We start from the raw sequence: 14,355 nt of genomic DNA, 5'->3' as shown, positions 1-14,355 counted from the left end.
TAACCCGGCGATCCGGTTCGTCTTCCTCAGCCCGACGGGCGCCGGCTCCTAACCCGCGGGCAGTTGATGACGGCTGGGCAGTCGACGTTCTGCGCTCAGTTGTCGCTGTTCGACACCGTCGAAGGCTGGCGGCACCAGGTCGTCGCCACCGACACCCCACCCGGCAACGGCAGCGTCCAGTTCCTAGAGGCCCGACACCGGGCCCACGCCCGCGTCGAGGACCGCATCCGCACCGGGAAAGACACCGGCTTCGGCCGGTTCCCGTCCCGTGTCTTCGCGATCAACCAAGCCTGGCTGCAACTCGCTCTGACCGGCATCGACCTGCTCGCCTGGACCCAGACCCTGCTACTCGACGGCGAACTCGCCCTCGCCGAGCCCAAGAAACTGCGCTACCGGCTACTGCATGTCGCCGCACGGATCACCCGCACCGCCCGACAAACCCAACTCGCCATCGCTGCCGACTGGCCCTGGACCAACGCCCTGACCAGAGCATTCCATCGCCTCGCCGCGCTACCCCGACCCGCCGGCTGACCCAACACCTTCACGCCTGAGAGCCGTTCGACGCCGTTCGGCGTAGTTCAAGGCTGTTCATGCACCCGGCTGCTCCCAACCTGCTCCCCCGAACCGGCCTCGCACCGGGCCGCCTCCTGCCTCGCCTTCGGACTACCCGCTACGCCCGCCGGCCGTTCCCGGGCCCGGCGTGAGCCGCTGCTCGACGTCGGAGTCGGCTGCGGAACACCGCCGACCCGGCCAGGTAGGCCAGGATTGCGTACGCCAGCACGCCAACCACCAGGCCGACGGCCGCCAGTTCGCCATACCCTTCCGGCGCGCCATGTCCTGGCTCGTAGCCGGTCAGCGCCAGCCAGTGCATCGAGGCGTACTGGGCAATCGGCGGCACGAGCAGCAGGACGACAGACATCAGGACCGCGTCATCCCTCGGCTGGCCGACGACGAAGAATCCGGGCACCAGCATCGTCAGCCACCAGAGAAGTACGACGGTGACCACTCGCCACACTCGGCCCAGGAGCGCGGCCAGCCCCACCCCCAGGGCGGCGAACAACGGGTACGCCCCGAACCCGGTGAGCATTGCGAGCCGTACACCGGGATCGGTCAGCAGTTCGGGCCGGAACGACACCCCGGCGGCCCGCATCTCGGCCACGCCGGGGGGTGTTCCGACGACGGCCCCGGCCAGTGGTACGGTCACCACGAGGTTGAGCAGCGCGAACGCGACGCCGCCGAGAACGGCCACGACAAGTTTGGCCGGCAGTGCCGTACCGGGATCCGGCGGCGCCGTACCCGGATCCGGCCAGCGGGCCAATGCGACAAGGGTCCGCCGCGGCGGGTGGTCCGCCAGCACCAGACCGGCACCGAAGAGCAGCGCCAGCAGGTGTCCGACGAGGACCCCCGAGGTGTAGCTGAAGACGCCGTCGACGTAGTACTGCTCGAGCCGCTCGTAGTCGGTCTGGGGGTCGTAGTACACCCAGGTCATGTAGTAGTCGGCGTTCATCGGCATCAGCAGCACGGCGGCGCTGACCACCAGCACCGGAAGCAGCCACAGGAGCGGCGCACCTCGCAGGACGCGCCCTTCCCTGCTCAACGCCGCCAGCATCGGGGCAGTTTACATACGGGGACGTCGATCAGTGCTCCCACGCACACCCGGCCTCACGCCGCGGTGTTCCGTACGCCCGGGGCCGGAGCGTGGCACAGGCAGATCCACGAGCAGCTACGGATCGAGCCCCCAATTTAGGAGTCGTCCCATCGAATGTCGGCAGACCCGGCCCGTAGTGCCGGCGACAGCGTCGGTCGCGGCAACCAGCGACGAACCCGCTCACATCGACACGACCGGACGCCGGCTCGATCCGCCTGCCGTGATACTCCGTAGTTCGCGCTCGCTCGGCGGCTACTTATCTACTGGTGGTACGACCGCAGCCCGGCCAGGCTTGGTCGAGGTGACCGGCGGGGTGGCTCTCTCATCGGCTGCCCACCGGGGTTTGGACTCAGCCTGGTCCCGGTGCTGCAGGCCCTGTACGACCGGGGCGCCGCACGGGCCGCACGTACCGGTACCGCCATCGACGAACCTACCCGACCAGATCTCCGGGCGAGCGGCACGTGATACAGCTCAGGAACGACGGCGCCGCACGGCGGCGTGTCCGACGGAGATCGAAGCCATGGCCCGGTGGACAGTTTCGGTCATGTCGTGGCGTTCGCCAGCGCCGCCCGCCCCGGCGTATCCGGCGCCCCGGCGACCTTGTCGGGAGGCGCGGCCGTCAGCGCTGGACGGCGAAGCGGGCGGCCGGAAGACCGGCTACGCCGACGTCCGCGGTGAACACGGCTCCGGACAGCTCGGCGCCGTCCGACCGGGCGGTCGTGACGAAGATCCATCGATAGCCGGGACCGCCGAACGACATGTTCGTGACCAGCGGCGCGGGCAGGCGTAGCGTGCGGTCCGGAGCGAGGTCGGGCGTGTAGCGGAACACCATGCCGGATCCCCACGAGGCCACCCAGACCCCGCCGTCGGCGTCCACGGCGATCCCGTCGGGGTGCGCAACCCGCACCGCGGCAACGGGACGGCCGTCGGGCCCGTACGCGGTGACCGTGTCGGCGAAGCTGTCAGCGTGGTAGAGGAGGCGCCCGTCCGGGCTGGTGTCGACGCCGTTGGATGCGCCCACGTGCCCGGCGAGGATGCGATGGTTCAGGTCCGGCTCCACCACGTACAGGGCGGCGCGTTCGGCCCGGGTACGGTCGATCGACCCGACGTAGAGGTTGCCGTCGCGTCCGCACACCGCGTCGTTCAGTGCCAGGTCGGGCGGCCCGGGCAGGGACAGCAGAGGTTGGAAGGTTCCGTCGTGCGGGTCGAGGGTGCCGATGTCGCGCCCGGAGACGCCGAGCCATCCCCCGTCGGCCCGCGGCACCAGGGCGGTGACCGGCCGGTCGCAGGTCGCGCCGGAGGCGGTGCCGGCGGCGGGATCGAGGGCCCAGAGGCGTCGGTCGTCAATGTCCACCAGGTGCAGGCGGGCCGAGGCCTCGTCCCAGACCGGACACTCCCCCAGCTCACAGCGCAGGTCAGCCAGCACCGCCCAGTCCCCAGATGTCACAGCCATCTCGCTCGCAGGTCGGGGCGGAGCCACGCCGCTGGTGAGGCGATCGACAGGCCACCGTCGACGGGCAGCACGACGCCGGTGATGAAGTCCGCTGCCGGCGAGGCGAGGAACGTCACGGCGGTGGCGACGTCGTCGGGTCGGCCGACCCGCCGCAGTGGGTAGCCCTCGGTGACCGAGGGCAGGTCGGCCTTGCCGATCATGCCGGGGGCGACGGCGTTGACGCGGATGCCCGCGGGACCGTACTCGAGCGCAAGCTGGCGGACGAGTCCCTCCACGCCAGCTTTCGCGGCCGCGTAGCCCGGCAGGCCGGGCGCGGCGAGGGTGGCGTTGACGGAGCTGACCGCGACGACGGCGGCGCCGCGCGGCAGCAGGGGCAGGGCAGCGCGGACGACGTAGAACGTCGAGCCGAGGGTCGCGTCGAGGGCCGCCCGCCACTGCGCGTCGGTGGTCCGCGTCGCCGGAGCGACGGGCATGACCGCGGCGGCGGGCACCACCACGTCGAGTCGGCCGAGGGTGCGGTGGGCATCGGCGACGGCGCGGGCCGCAGCCTCCGGGTCGGCGCAGTCGGCCACCAGTTCCGCCGCGAAGGCGGGGTCGCTGTGCTGTTCGAGGGAGACGCCCACGACGCGATCGCCGGATTCGGTGAAGGCGCGGGCGATCGCGGTGCCGATCGGCGAGGAGGCACCGATGACGAGGATGCCGCGTCCGCTCACCGGGCAAGCCCAAGGTCGGCGAGGATGGTGGCGAGTGAGTCGCGGCTGGCCGGGTCGAGCGGGCGGGCCGGCGAGCGGACGGTGGCGTCGGCGATGAGGCCACGCCGCACCAGCACCTCCTTGTGCACCGCCCAGGCGATGCCCTGCTGGAGGCCGAACAGGATCAGCGGCAGCAGCCGGGCGAAGCCCGCGCGGGCGTCGGCGTGCCGGTCGGCCTGCCAGTCTGCGAGCACCGGGCCGAGCAGGTCGGGGAACTCGCAGGCGGGCATGGTGCCAATCGCTCCGCGGGCGTACTCCTCCAGGCAGAACTGGGCGTTCTGGCCGCCGAGCACGGCGAAGCGGTCGTCGGCGCGGGCGGCGACCACCGCGACCACCTTGGGCGCGGTCGGCGGCGATTCCACCTTGACGGAGGTGACGCCGTCGAGCTTGCCGAGCTCGGCGATAAGGGTGGGCGGAATCGTCACGCCGGTGGCGCCGGGCGCGTCCTGGACCATGACCTCGACCCCGGCAGCGGCGGCCACGTCGCCGTAAAAGGCGAGCAGTTGGTCGGGGGTCGGCTTCACCATGAACGGAGGAAGCACCATCAGCGCGGTCGCGCCGCCGGCCACCGCGGCGCCGGCCTGTTCGATCGCGGTCACCGTCGACGTGCCGTTGACCCCGGCGACGACTGGGACCGCGCCGGCGACCACCTCGGTGACGGTGGCGAGAATCCGGGCCCGCTCCTCGGTGGTGAGCGCGAAGCCTTCGCTGGCCATGCCGAAGACGGCGACGCCGGTGACGCCGCTGGCGAGCTGGAACTCGGTGAGCCGGCGCAGGCTGGGCAGGTCGAGGGCGCCGTCGGGCCCGAACGGGGTGGCGAGGATCGGCACGAGGCCGTGCACGGTGTGGGGCACTCAGGACTCCTTGGCCAGGGCGCGAACCGTCTCGGCGTCGACATCGACGCCGAGACCGGGACCCGCGGGCAGATCGAACGCGGCCGGGTGCACGGGCACCGGCCCGGTGAGGATGCGGGATCCGACCTCGGTGGAGGTCGGCTGGTACTCGAACGCGGCGAGGTCGGCGACCGCCGCGGCGACATGCAGGCCGGCGGCGAGCGAGACACCCATGCCGACCGAGTGGTGCGGTGCGACGGGCACGTGCCGGGCGGCGCACAGTTCGGCGATCGCCATCGCCTCGGTGATGCCCGTACGGGCCACGTCCGGCTGGGCGATCCGCAACGCCCGCGCGTCCAGCCACTGCGCGAACTCGTACCGGTTGCGCAGCGTCTCGCCCACGGCGATCGGCACGGTGGCGCGGCTGACGAGTTCGGCGTGCCCGGCGACGTCCTCTGGGGCAAGCGGCGCCTCCAGGAACCACGCGCCGCGATCGGCGAGACCACGCGCCAGCGCGGTTGCCTCGTCCACCCCGTACGCCCAGTGCCCGTCCACGGCGATGCGCAGGCTGGGCGCGGCCTCGCGGACCGCGTCGACGGTGGCGAGGTCGGCGGCGACGCCGTGCCCGAGGTGCAGCTTGACCGCGGCGGCGCCCCGCTCGGCCCAGTTCCGGGCCAGCGCCGCGCGCTGCGGGTCGGTGGGGCGGGGCAGTCCCGAGACGTACGTGGGCAGCCGGGTGCGGAACGCGCCGCCGAGCAGCTGGGCGACGCCGAGCCCGGTCAGCCGTCCGGCGAGGTCCCAGAGCGCGATGTCCACGGCGGCGAGCGCGTCGGCCTGGTGGCCGACCAGGTGCCCGCGCTCGCGCATCAGGTCGCGCAGCCGGTACCAGCCCGGGCGCGGCGCGGTGGCGTCCATGCCGACCAGCACCGGCGCGAGCAGCAGGTCGATCACGGCGGCCGGCACCTCCGGCGCCACCGGCGCGAGGGCCTCCCCCCAGCCGGTGGTGCCGTCCTCGGCCACCACCTCCACCAGCAGCGTCTCGTAGCGGGACGAGTAGAGGCTGCGCCAGGGCTCGCGGACCTCGTAGCCGCCGCCGATGGCGCTTCCGTCGCTCTTCGGCCCCAGGTACGCCTCGTCAGCGCGCACCTTCAGCACGTGGGTGCGCACCTCGCGGACCCGCATCACGCCTCCTCTCCGCAGGCCAGCCGCACCGGCCGGGACCGCCGGTCGCCGATCTGCACGACGTAGGTGAACGCCGCGGACAGGTCGTCCACGGGCACGGTCCACTCGTTGGGGTGCACGGTGTGGTCGAGTTGCCGCCAGGTGGCGCCGTCGTCGAGCGACCAGTGCAGGGTCGCCGGCTCGCGGTGGGCTGCCTGCACGTAGGCGTGGTAGCGGCTGCCGTCCGGCTTGGGGATCAAGATGCCGCGCACCGGACCCACCGGGCCGTCGTCGAAGTGGTGCGCGCCGACCGGCGCCGCGTCGGTGCGGTGCAGCGGTACGTCCATCGGGCCGACGCCATGTACGACGATCGCAGTGATGCCGTGCCCGGACACCTCGACGGTGAGTTGGTGGTCGACCACGGTCGCCTCCTCCGGTGCGCAGCGGTCGCGGATCACCGTGGCCCGGTACGGGGTGGCGACCGTCATGGGCACCCGTGCCGGGTCCAGCGTGACGGTGACCGTGGTCGGGGTGGCCGACGCGTTGGTGAGGCTGACGCAGAGCCGGTCCCCGCCCTCGGCGGCGATCCAGTTGACCTGCTCGGTGTCCAGCCGCACCAGGCCCTTGGGCAGCCACAGCCAGACGCCGTCCTCGCCGTGGAAGCGGCCGGGCCGGTGGCCGTAGACGCGGTAGACGAACCAGACGTAGTTCTGCTCGAACTCGGCCGGGAAGGCGATCGCGCCGCCGGAGCGGGTCTCGTGCTCGGCGATCAGGTAGTCGATGGCCATGCCGAGTTGGGCGGGTGCGTGGTGGTAGTAGATGGTGGTGTTGCCGAACGGACCGGTCCAGGGGAAGTCCGGGCGCAGGTGGTGGACCGTCAGCTGCCGGTAGTAGTAGCCGGGGTAGTTGGTGAACCGGCCGACCAGCGCGTTGTGCGCCACGTCCCGCAGCAGGTCGTCGCCGGTGTGCGCGGCGAGGCGGAGCAGGAACGGCGCCCACGCCGGGTTGAGGGTGAACCCGTTGAACCGGTAGGTGTTCATCGCCTCGATGCTCAGCCCGGTCGGTGACACCTGCCAGGCGGGCACCACCTCGTCGGGTACGTCGTGGGCCGGATAGTCGTGCAGGGCGGCGGGGTCCCACCAGCCGGTGAGCTCGATCTGCCGGTCGACGAAGAGCGGTCGCTGCGGCACGGGCACCGGGCCGTCCGGCACCGGGCGGGCGAAGATCATGGTGACGAACCGCTTCGCCTCCCGGTACGCGGCGTCCAGGTAGCGCCGCCGGCCGGTCTCCTCGAACATCTCGAGCAGCTCGACCCAGGCGCGGCAGTAGTAGATGGCGAAGTCGTGCGGGTCGGCCGCGCCGCCGTACGGCTGGTCGAGCTCCTCGGCGATGTACCGCTCGGCGGCCTCCTCGGCCTGCTGCCGCAGCTTCGGATCCCGCGTCATCCGGTACACGGCCAGCGGCTCGCTCAACGGGGTGCGCTTGAGCCAGTAGTCCTGCGCGTCGAGGGAGGAGAGCGCCAGCTCCCGGGCGGCGGTGAGCGTACCGCGGGACAGCGCGTACAGCGGGCCGAGGGCGGGCGCGCCGAACGGGGTGCCGCACAACTGGTGCTTCGTCGGGTCGCCGTAGACGGTGGCGTCCTCGCGTGGCGTCCAGCCGTACGCGTTGCGGGACAAGTGGAACTCGGCCGTCGGTAGCGCCCGGGTGTCGTACAGCTCGTCGTCGCCGGTCAGCTGGTAGGCGCCGAGCAGCACTCCGGTGGTGGTCGCGCGGACGGCCTGGTCGTTCTCGATGTCGATGAAGCCCTTCGCCCGGCTCCACCAGCCGCTCGGTGACCCTTGGTAGTCGACCCGGTCGTCGGTGCCCGGGCCGGCCTTCATCAGGTCGATCAGGTTGTGCACGGTGTCGGTCAGCGAGGCGTGGATGTTGCGCCGGTACGCGGTGTAGCCGTACTCGCCGCGCAGCAGGTCGCGGTACGCGTCGTACAGCTCGGCATGGCCGGCGTACACCCCGACGGTGAATCGGTAGGGCTCGCCGGCGCGCCGGTCGGCGCGCCGGCCGTACTGCGGGGCGTAGAGGGTGGGCTGGACCGTGCCCTCGGGGGTGCCCAGGCTCATTCCGAACGGCTGGTCGTCGTCGCCGCGCGCCGACTCGTATTCGAACGGCAGCTCCGCGGCCGGGGCGAACAGCCCGGTGGTGACCGGGCCGCGCTGCACCAGGCACAGCGGCGCGAACAGCTCGTCGCGCCCGACGGACGCCGGTCCGCCGACCATCCTGGCGTGCCGCAGTGGCCCGCACAGCACTTCGTCGATCTCGTCGACGGGTGCGGCGGCGAAGGCCCGGTAGGCGATCACGAACCTGCCGTCGACCTGTGGGGTCAGCTCGATGTCCACCGTGGGGTGCGGCCCGGCCAGCCGCCAGGTGACCGTGAGGGAGAACAGCTCCGGGTTGCCACCGCGCAGCCGGACCGCGTCCGGGCCGAGCAGCTCGACCTGGTCGATCATCACCGGATGCCGATCGAGTGTCCGTTGTGGATTGCGGCGGCTGCCGCCGCCGCCGTGCAGCACCAGCCACCGCTCGCCGAACCGGTCGCCGCCCACCGGTTCCCAGCCGCCGTCCGCCCGGATGGACAGGTCGGCGGCGTACCCGGACCCGCCGTCCCACCGCAGCGCGGCGATGTCCAGGCGGTGCGCGGCCCCCTCGACCGCGGCGTACGGCTCGACCACCGCCTTGGTCAGGTCCGGGCTGGCGGTGTCGGCGCGGTCGGCGGCAGGCGGCGTACCTGGGCCGAGGTCGACCACCTGCACCGGGGCGAACCCGGCGGCCATCCCGGTGGCCCCGACGCCGACCCCGCCGCCGTCGAGCGGCTCCGGGTCGGTGACGGTCACCGGGGTGCGCCCATCCACCGTGACGGTGAGCCGGCCGTCGACGACGGTGACCTCGACGGGCAGATACCGTCCGAAGTCGAAGGACACGATGTCGTCGGCAAGCAGGTCGCCGCGCCCGCCGGCGTGCCGGAGCACCGACAGGTACCGCACGCCGGTGCGGATCCGCAGCCGGATCGCGTACCAGCGCTCGGCGTCGGCGTTGACCCGCAGTTCGGCGGTGCTGACGCCAGTGCCGTGGCGCGGTTCCGGCACCCGCACGGCTGTGCGGGCCACGTAGTTGCCCGTCATCGCCGGCAGCGCCGCGCTGAGCAGGTGCCGCCCGTCCGGGTGGCCGTGGCCGTCGACCTCCGTCGGGCCGTCGAAGGGCAGGAATGCAGGCTCAAATGTCACAGAACCGCCCCCCGTGGCGCTGTTCTGCAACTCGTATGCAATCGACGGTTGACACGATGCAGCATGGGGGTCACTCTGGCACAGCAATGGATGGGACGTCCAGAAGGAGATGCCGGTGGCGAGTGATCAGGGCACCAACCAGAGCGTCGAGAAGGCGGCCGCCGTGCTGAACGCCTTCCTCGGCGGCCAGCCCGCGCTGCGGGTCTCCGATGTCGCCCGTCACGCCGGCCTCGGCCAGTCGACCGCGTCCCGCCTGCTGGCCACACTCGAGGCCTGCGACCTCGTGCAGCGCGACCAGGTCAGCGGCCTCTACCAACTCGGCCCCGCGCTCATCACGATGGCCGGCGTCGCGCTCAACAGCCACCCGGTGCACCGCGAGGCCCGCCAGCGGGCACAGAACCTCGCCGCCGAACTCGGCCTCGGCGCCAACGTCGCCGTCCGCCGCGGCGCCACGCTGTTCTACCTGTGCAACTTCGAGGGCACCCTCGCCCCGCGGTCGTTCGTCCTCATCGGCCAGCACAACCCGCTGCACGCCACGGGCATCGGCAAGTGCCTGCTCATCGGCACCGACCCCGAAGAGCGCCGGGCACTCCTGCCCGATCTGCGCGCGTACACCCCGTCCACCATCACCGATCACGCCGCGCTGGACGAGGCCGTCGCTCAGGCCGCCCAGGGCCGTTACGCCACCGAGGTCGAGGAACTGGCGCTGGGCCGCGCCTGCATCGCGTCCCCGATCCTCGACCACACCGGCACCGTCTGCGCAGCGCTGTCGGTCTCCGGACCGCTCTCCGCGATCGCCCTGGACACCCGGGAGGCCGAACTGTCCCGCATGGTCATCGAAGCCGCCGACGCCATCAGCACCGGCCTGGGCTACCTCGGCCCCGCCGACCGCATCCCCAGCCGAATGCAGGCCGTCCGATGAGCACCGACACCGCCCACCCGGACACCACCGGCCGCACGCCGGCGTCCCCGCCGGCCGGCAACCGCCCGCCCCGGTCACTCGGCGACGGCGCCTTCGCCGCGCTGCTCATGCTCCCCGCCCTGGCGATGCTCGCCGCGATCGTCGTCTACCCACTGGTCGCCTCCCTGGTCACCGCGTTCTTCGAGCAGAGCCTCGTCGAACCCGGCCGCACCTTCGTCGGGCTGGATAACATCACCGACCTGCTCGGCGGCGACTTCTGGCGGCTGCTGCGGCAGACGCTGGTCTTCACCGTCGGCGCCACCATCGCACCGTTCCTCGTCGGCCTGGCCCTCGCGCTCGCCCTGAACACCCGCATCCGCGGCCGCGCCACCCTCCGCGGCCTGCTGCTCATCCCGTGGCTGGTGCCCAGCGTCGTCGTGTCGTTCCTCTGGATGTGGATCTTCAATGCGAACTACGGCCTCGCCAACGGCGCGCTGGAGGCGCTCGGCCTGATCGACGCCCCACAGGCCTGGTTGGCAGGGTCGGGCACCGCGATGACCGCGGTCATCGTCGCCAAAACCTGGGCGAGCTTCCCGTGGATCATGGTGATGATCCTCGCCGGGCTGCAGACCGTACCGGTCGAGCTGCACGAGGCGGCCGAGACCGACGGCGCCGGCGCGGTCCAGCGGTTCTTCGCCGTCACTCTGCCGCACCTGCGCGGCATCATCGGCATCGTCCTGCTGCTGGAACTGATCTGGAACTTCCAGCACTTCGACCTGATCTACGTGATGACCGGCGGCGGCCCCGCCGGCGCCACCGAAACCTTCGCCACCGCGGTTTACGAGACCGCCTTCCAGGGCTTCGACCTCGGCCGTGCCGGTGCGCTCGGCCTGCTCTGGATGATGCTGCTCCTCGTCATGGTCGCGGTCTACGTCCGTCGGTCCGAGCGGGAGGGACAGCTGTGAGGAAGCGCTCCGCACGGGAGAGCCGCGGTTCCCGCGCCGCGGCGTGGACGGCCGTCGTCGTCCTCGGCGCCTTCGGGCTGCTGCCGGTGTACTGGATGCTGGTCACCGCGTTCACCCCGGCCCAGCAGACCTTCCGCTACCCGCCGTCGTTCGTCCCCACCGAGCTCACCCTGGACAACTTCACCCGCCTCGCCGACGAACCCGCGCTGGCCCGGTACCTGGTCAACAGCCTGGTCGTCTCGATCGTCACCGCGGTGCTGAGCGTCGTGGTGTCGGCGTACATGGGCTACGCGTTCTCCAAGTTCCGCTTCCGCGGCCGGCGCAGCCTGATGTACTTCGTGCTCTCCTCCCAGATGTTCCCCCAGGCCCTGCTGCTGGTCACCCTCTACGCCCTGTTCAGCGCCTACCACCTGCTCGACACCTACACCGCGCTGGTGCTGTCGTTCACCACCTTCACGCTGCCGCTCTGCGTCTGGATGCTCAAGGGCTTCTTCGACACCATCCCCGACACCCTCGTCGAGGCCGCCCGCGTCGACGGCGCATCGCGGCTACGCACCATCCACTCGGTCATCCTGCCGCTGTCGGCGCCCGGTCTCATCGCCGCCGGTCTCTTCGCCTTCGTCCGCGGCTGGAACGACTTCATCTTCGCCCTCACCCTCGCCGGACGCGAGAAGACGACACTGCCACCCGGCCTGGTCAACGCCTTCCTCGGCGAGGCGACCGCGCAGTGGGCCGAACTCATGGCCGCGTCCCTGATCGCGTCCCTGCCCGTCGTAGTCGCGTTCATCGCGCTGCAACGGTTCCTGGTCGGCGGCATCACCGCCGGCGCCATCAAGGGATAACCACCACCCGTCCCGGAGGTCCAGCAATGAACAGCAACCTTTCCCGCAGGGACATGCTCCGCCTCGTCGGACTCGGCGCCGGCGCCCTCGGCCTGGGCGGCGTGGCCGCCTGCGCACCGAGCGCCGACACCCCCGAGGCGGATACCGCCAAGTCCGCCACCAACTTCTCGTTCGCGTCCTGGAGCCTGGCCGACAACGCCTCCAAGGCCAAGATCGAACAGCTGATGACCGGATACGGCAGCAAGGCTGGCATCACCGTCAACGGCGTGCCGCTGGCCTACAACAGCTACCTCAACCAGCTCACACTCCAGGTGCGCGGCGGGCAGTTCACCGGCGCCGCGCAGATGGACATCGCCTGGCTCGCCGGCCTCGCCGCGCTCGGCAAGCTCCGCGACCTCGGTGACGTGGCCAAGGACGCCGGCTACACGGCGGCCGCCCTCAGCTCGGGGCAGGTCGAGGGCAAGCAGATCGGCCTGCCCTGGACCACCGCCGCCATCGGCCTGATCGCCAACCGGGACCTGATGCAAAAGGCCGGCATCACCACCGCGCCGACCACCATCGACGACTTCGAGGCCGCGCTGCGGGCGCTCAAGGGCACCGGCGTCATCCCGTACGCCGCGTCCACCAAGGTCGCCCAGCTCAAGGACATCCTCATCTGGATGCAGACCTTCGGCAGCCCGCTGCTGGACGGGGACAAGGTCACCGTCGGCGACGACGCCAGCATCGAGGCGGTCGCCTGGTACAAGAAGCTGTACGACGAGAAGCTCATCGCTCCGGACGTGGAGCGGGTCGACGGCCGTACCCTGTTCGCCCAGGGCAAGACCGCCATCTACGACGACGCCATCGTCGGCCGCGACTTCGTCGTCAAGGGCTCCCCAGACAAGTCCATCGCGGACAAGCTCGACCCGATCGCCCGGCCGGTGAAGAACGCCGGCGACAAGCCGCGGGCCGTGCAGTGGGGCCACGCCGTCGTCGTGGTCGAGGGCGAGGGCGCCAACACCGCCACCGACTTCGCGAAGTGGCTCACGTCCGACGAGCAGACCGTCCTCGGCTACTTCAAGGACCTGTCCCTGCCACCCACCACCACGGCGGCGCTGGCCTCCGAGCAGGTGAAGACCGACGCCTTCACCTCCCAGTTCAGCGAGCGGATCACCGCCACCGCCACCCCGAACCCGTTCTGGAAGTACCCCCAGTACGCCCAGATGGAGACCGCCATCTCGGAACACGTCCAGGCGGTGCTGGTCGGCAAGAGCAAGCCGGCGGACGCGATGCGCGAGGCCGGCCGAGCGGTGCAGGCCCTCATCAAGTGACCATCGAGCACGACACCCGGCTGGTGGCGGCGATCGCGGACGCGACCGCCGCCACCACGCCGCGGATCTGGGGCTTCGGCATCGGCGGTACGCTCACCGCCCTGCTCCGCGCCGCCGACGCGCTGCACCGCCCCGACCTCACTCAGCGGGTGGTCGACCTCGTAACGCCGTCGCTCACCGCACCGCCGGGCCCCACCGACCACCTCATCGCGGTCGAGGCGCTGCTCGCCCTCACCGACCGCCGACCCGACATCGACGTAACGGACGCCTGCCGCCGCTGGCTCGCCGCCGTCCGGCACGCCCGACCGGCCCGCCCCGGCGGACCTCGCCTGCACCGTCCCGACCTGCCACCCTGGTCGTCAACGGTCTGGGTCGACTGCATGCACACCGACGGACCCGCCCTCGCCACACTGGGCCACCCCGACGAGGCCGTCACCTACGCCACCGAGTACGCCGACGCGCTGCAACTGCCCCACGGGCTGTTCCAGCACGGCTACGACGCCCGGGCCGAACGGGGCAATGGCGTCGCCTGGGGACGCGGGCAGGCGTGGGCGCTGCTCGGCCTCACCGACACCCTGATCCACGCCCCCGACCACGGGCTCGCCGAGCGGCTCACCCGCCTGGTCGACGCGCTCGCCACTCACGAGCGCGACGGCGAGTGGTCCACGGTGGTCGACGACCCGGACGCCCCGGTCGAGGCGAGCACCTCGGCGTACCTGGCCTGGGTGGTGCCGCGCGCTGTCGACGCCGGGCTGGTCGACCCCGCCCACCGGGTGATGGCCGACCGGGCCTGGCACGCCACCCTCCGCCGACTCACCGGCGGCGCCCTCGCCGTGTCCGAGGCGACGCCCGTCGGCACCGCCCTCGACTACCACCGCCGGACCCTCGGCGTCTTTCCCTGGGGCCAGGCCCCGCTCCTGCACGCCGCCCTGGACCGAACCACTGCCAAGGAGAACGGTTGACATCCTCCACCGCCCTGAAGGACGGGGATTCCCTCGGTCACCCGAGGGGGTTCCTGTTTCACCGGGCCGCGCCTTCACCGCTTTCGCGGGTCGGGTCTTATCGGCCCTCCACAGGCGTTTCACCTCTCCGCCAGCCCGGCGGCGAGAATGTTGCGGGCGGCGTTGACGTCCCGGTCGTGCACGGCATCGCAGCCGGGGCACGTCCAGACGCGAACGCCGAGGGTCATGGCGGTGTTGATCCGACCGCACG

General features: G+C 71.8%; 12 protein-coding genes and 1 pseudogene. 6 read left to right on the top strand and 7 right to left on the bottom strand.

The window, feature by feature from the left end; all coding sequences use genetic code 11:
- Window positions 1-30: 30 nt before the first annotated feature.
- A pseudogene (locus tag ACWD6N_RS35815) lies at window positions 31-531 on the top strand (transposase); the annotation flags it as partial.
- A 139-nt stretch (window positions 532-670) separates the two neighbouring features.
- Here the strand turns inward: ACWD6N_RS35815 and ACWD6N_RS35810 are convergent.
- From ACWD6N_RS35810 to ACWD6N_RS35785, 6 genes are all read right to left on the bottom strand, one after another.
- Complete coding sequence (locus tag ACWD6N_RS35810) at window positions 671-1,609, bottom strand: hypothetical protein (protein WP_450006460.1); 939 nt, start codon at window positions 1,607-1,609, stop codon at window positions 671-673.
- 658 nt (window positions 1,610-2,267) lie between these two features.
- On the bottom strand, window positions 2,268-3,095 hold the full coding sequence (locus tag ACWD6N_RS35805) for an SMP-30/gluconolactonase/LRE family protein (RefSeq protein ID WP_449940679.1): 828 nt from the start codon (window positions 3,093-3,095) through the stop codon (window positions 2,268-2,270).
- Window positions 3,092-3,814 (bottom strand): SDR family NAD(P)-dependent oxidoreductase, encoded by a 723-nt coding sequence (locus tag ACWD6N_RS35800; RefSeq protein WP_450006458.1) that lies wholly within the window; start codon window positions 3,812-3,814, stop codon window positions 3,092-3,094. The genes ACWD6N_RS35805 and ACWD6N_RS35800 overlap by 4 nt, the downstream gene beginning before the upstream one ends.
- Window positions 3,811-4,707, bottom strand: a complete 897-nt coding sequence (locus tag ACWD6N_RS35795; RefSeq protein ID WP_450006456.1) for a dihydrodipicolinate synthase family protein — start codon at window positions 4,705-4,707, stop codon at window positions 3,811-3,813. Before ACWD6N_RS35795 ends, ACWD6N_RS35800 begins: the two co-directional genes overlap by 4 nt.
- Window positions 4,708-5,868 (bottom strand): mandelate racemase/muconate lactonizing enzyme family protein, encoded by a 1,161-nt coding sequence (locus ACWD6N_RS35790; protein WP_450006454.1) that lies wholly within the window; start codon window positions 5,866-5,868, stop codon window positions 4,708-4,710.
- Window positions 5,868-9,125: a hypothetical protein gene (locus ACWD6N_RS35785; RefSeq protein ID WP_450006452.1), complete on the bottom strand. Its 3,258-nt coding sequence runs from the start codon at window positions 9,123-9,125 to the stop codon at window positions 5,868-5,870. Before ACWD6N_RS35785 ends, ACWD6N_RS35790 begins: the two co-directional genes overlap by 1 nt.
- 115 nt (window positions 9,126-9,240) lie before the next feature.
- Between ACWD6N_RS35785 and ACWD6N_RS35780 the strand changes: the two genes are divergently transcribed.
- From ACWD6N_RS35780 to ACWD6N_RS35760, 5 genes are read left to right on the top strand one after another with little or no spacing between them, the layout of a single operon-like run.
- Window positions 9,241-10,047 carry an IclR family transcriptional regulator gene (locus ACWD6N_RS35780; RefSeq protein WP_450006450.1) on the top strand — a complete coding sequence of 269 codons (807 nt, stop codon included), beginning with the start codon at window positions 9,241-9,243 and terminating at the stop codon, window positions 10,045-10,047.
- On the top strand, window positions 10,044-10,991 hold the full coding sequence (locus ACWD6N_RS35775) for a carbohydrate ABC transporter permease (protein ID WP_450006448.1): 948 nt from the start codon (window positions 10,044-10,046) through the stop codon (window positions 10,989-10,991). The genes ACWD6N_RS35780 and ACWD6N_RS35775 overlap by 4 nt, the downstream gene beginning before the upstream one ends.
- Window positions 10,988-11,833, top strand: coding sequence for a carbohydrate ABC transporter permease (locus ACWD6N_RS35770; RefSeq protein WP_449940661.1), 846 nt, complete (start codon window positions 10,988-10,990; stop codon window positions 11,831-11,833). Before ACWD6N_RS35775 ends, ACWD6N_RS35770 begins: the two co-directional genes overlap by 4 nt.
- Window positions 11,834-11,859: 26 nt before the next feature.
- Window positions 11,860-13,143, top strand: coding sequence for an extracellular solute-binding protein (locus tag ACWD6N_RS35765; RefSeq protein ID WP_450006446.1), 1,284 nt, complete (start codon window positions 11,860-11,862; stop codon window positions 13,141-13,143).
- The gene (locus ACWD6N_RS35760) at window positions 13,140-14,105 is read left to right on the top strand and encodes a glycoside hydrolase family 88 protein (protein WP_450006444.1); all 966 of its coding nucleotides are present in this window, start codon (window positions 13,140-13,142) and stop codon (window positions 14,103-14,105) included. Before ACWD6N_RS35765 ends, ACWD6N_RS35760 begins: the two co-directional genes overlap by 4 nt.
- Window positions 14,106-14,224: 119 nt before the next feature.
- Here the strand turns inward: ACWD6N_RS35760 and ACWD6N_RS35755 are convergent, their stop codons facing one another.
- The gene (locus ACWD6N_RS35755; RefSeq protein WP_450006462.1) at window positions 14,225-14,344 is read right to left on the bottom strand and encodes a zinc ribbon domain-containing protein; all 120 of its coding nucleotides are present in this window, start codon (window positions 14,342-14,344) and stop codon (window positions 14,225-14,227) included.
- Window positions 14,345-14,355 lie beyond the last annotated feature (11 nt).

This window comes from Micromonospora sp. NPDC005163, assembly GCF_053599835.1.
Note: the sequence above shows the minus strand (reverse complement) of the source record. Positions and strands in the feature narration are given on the sequence as shown.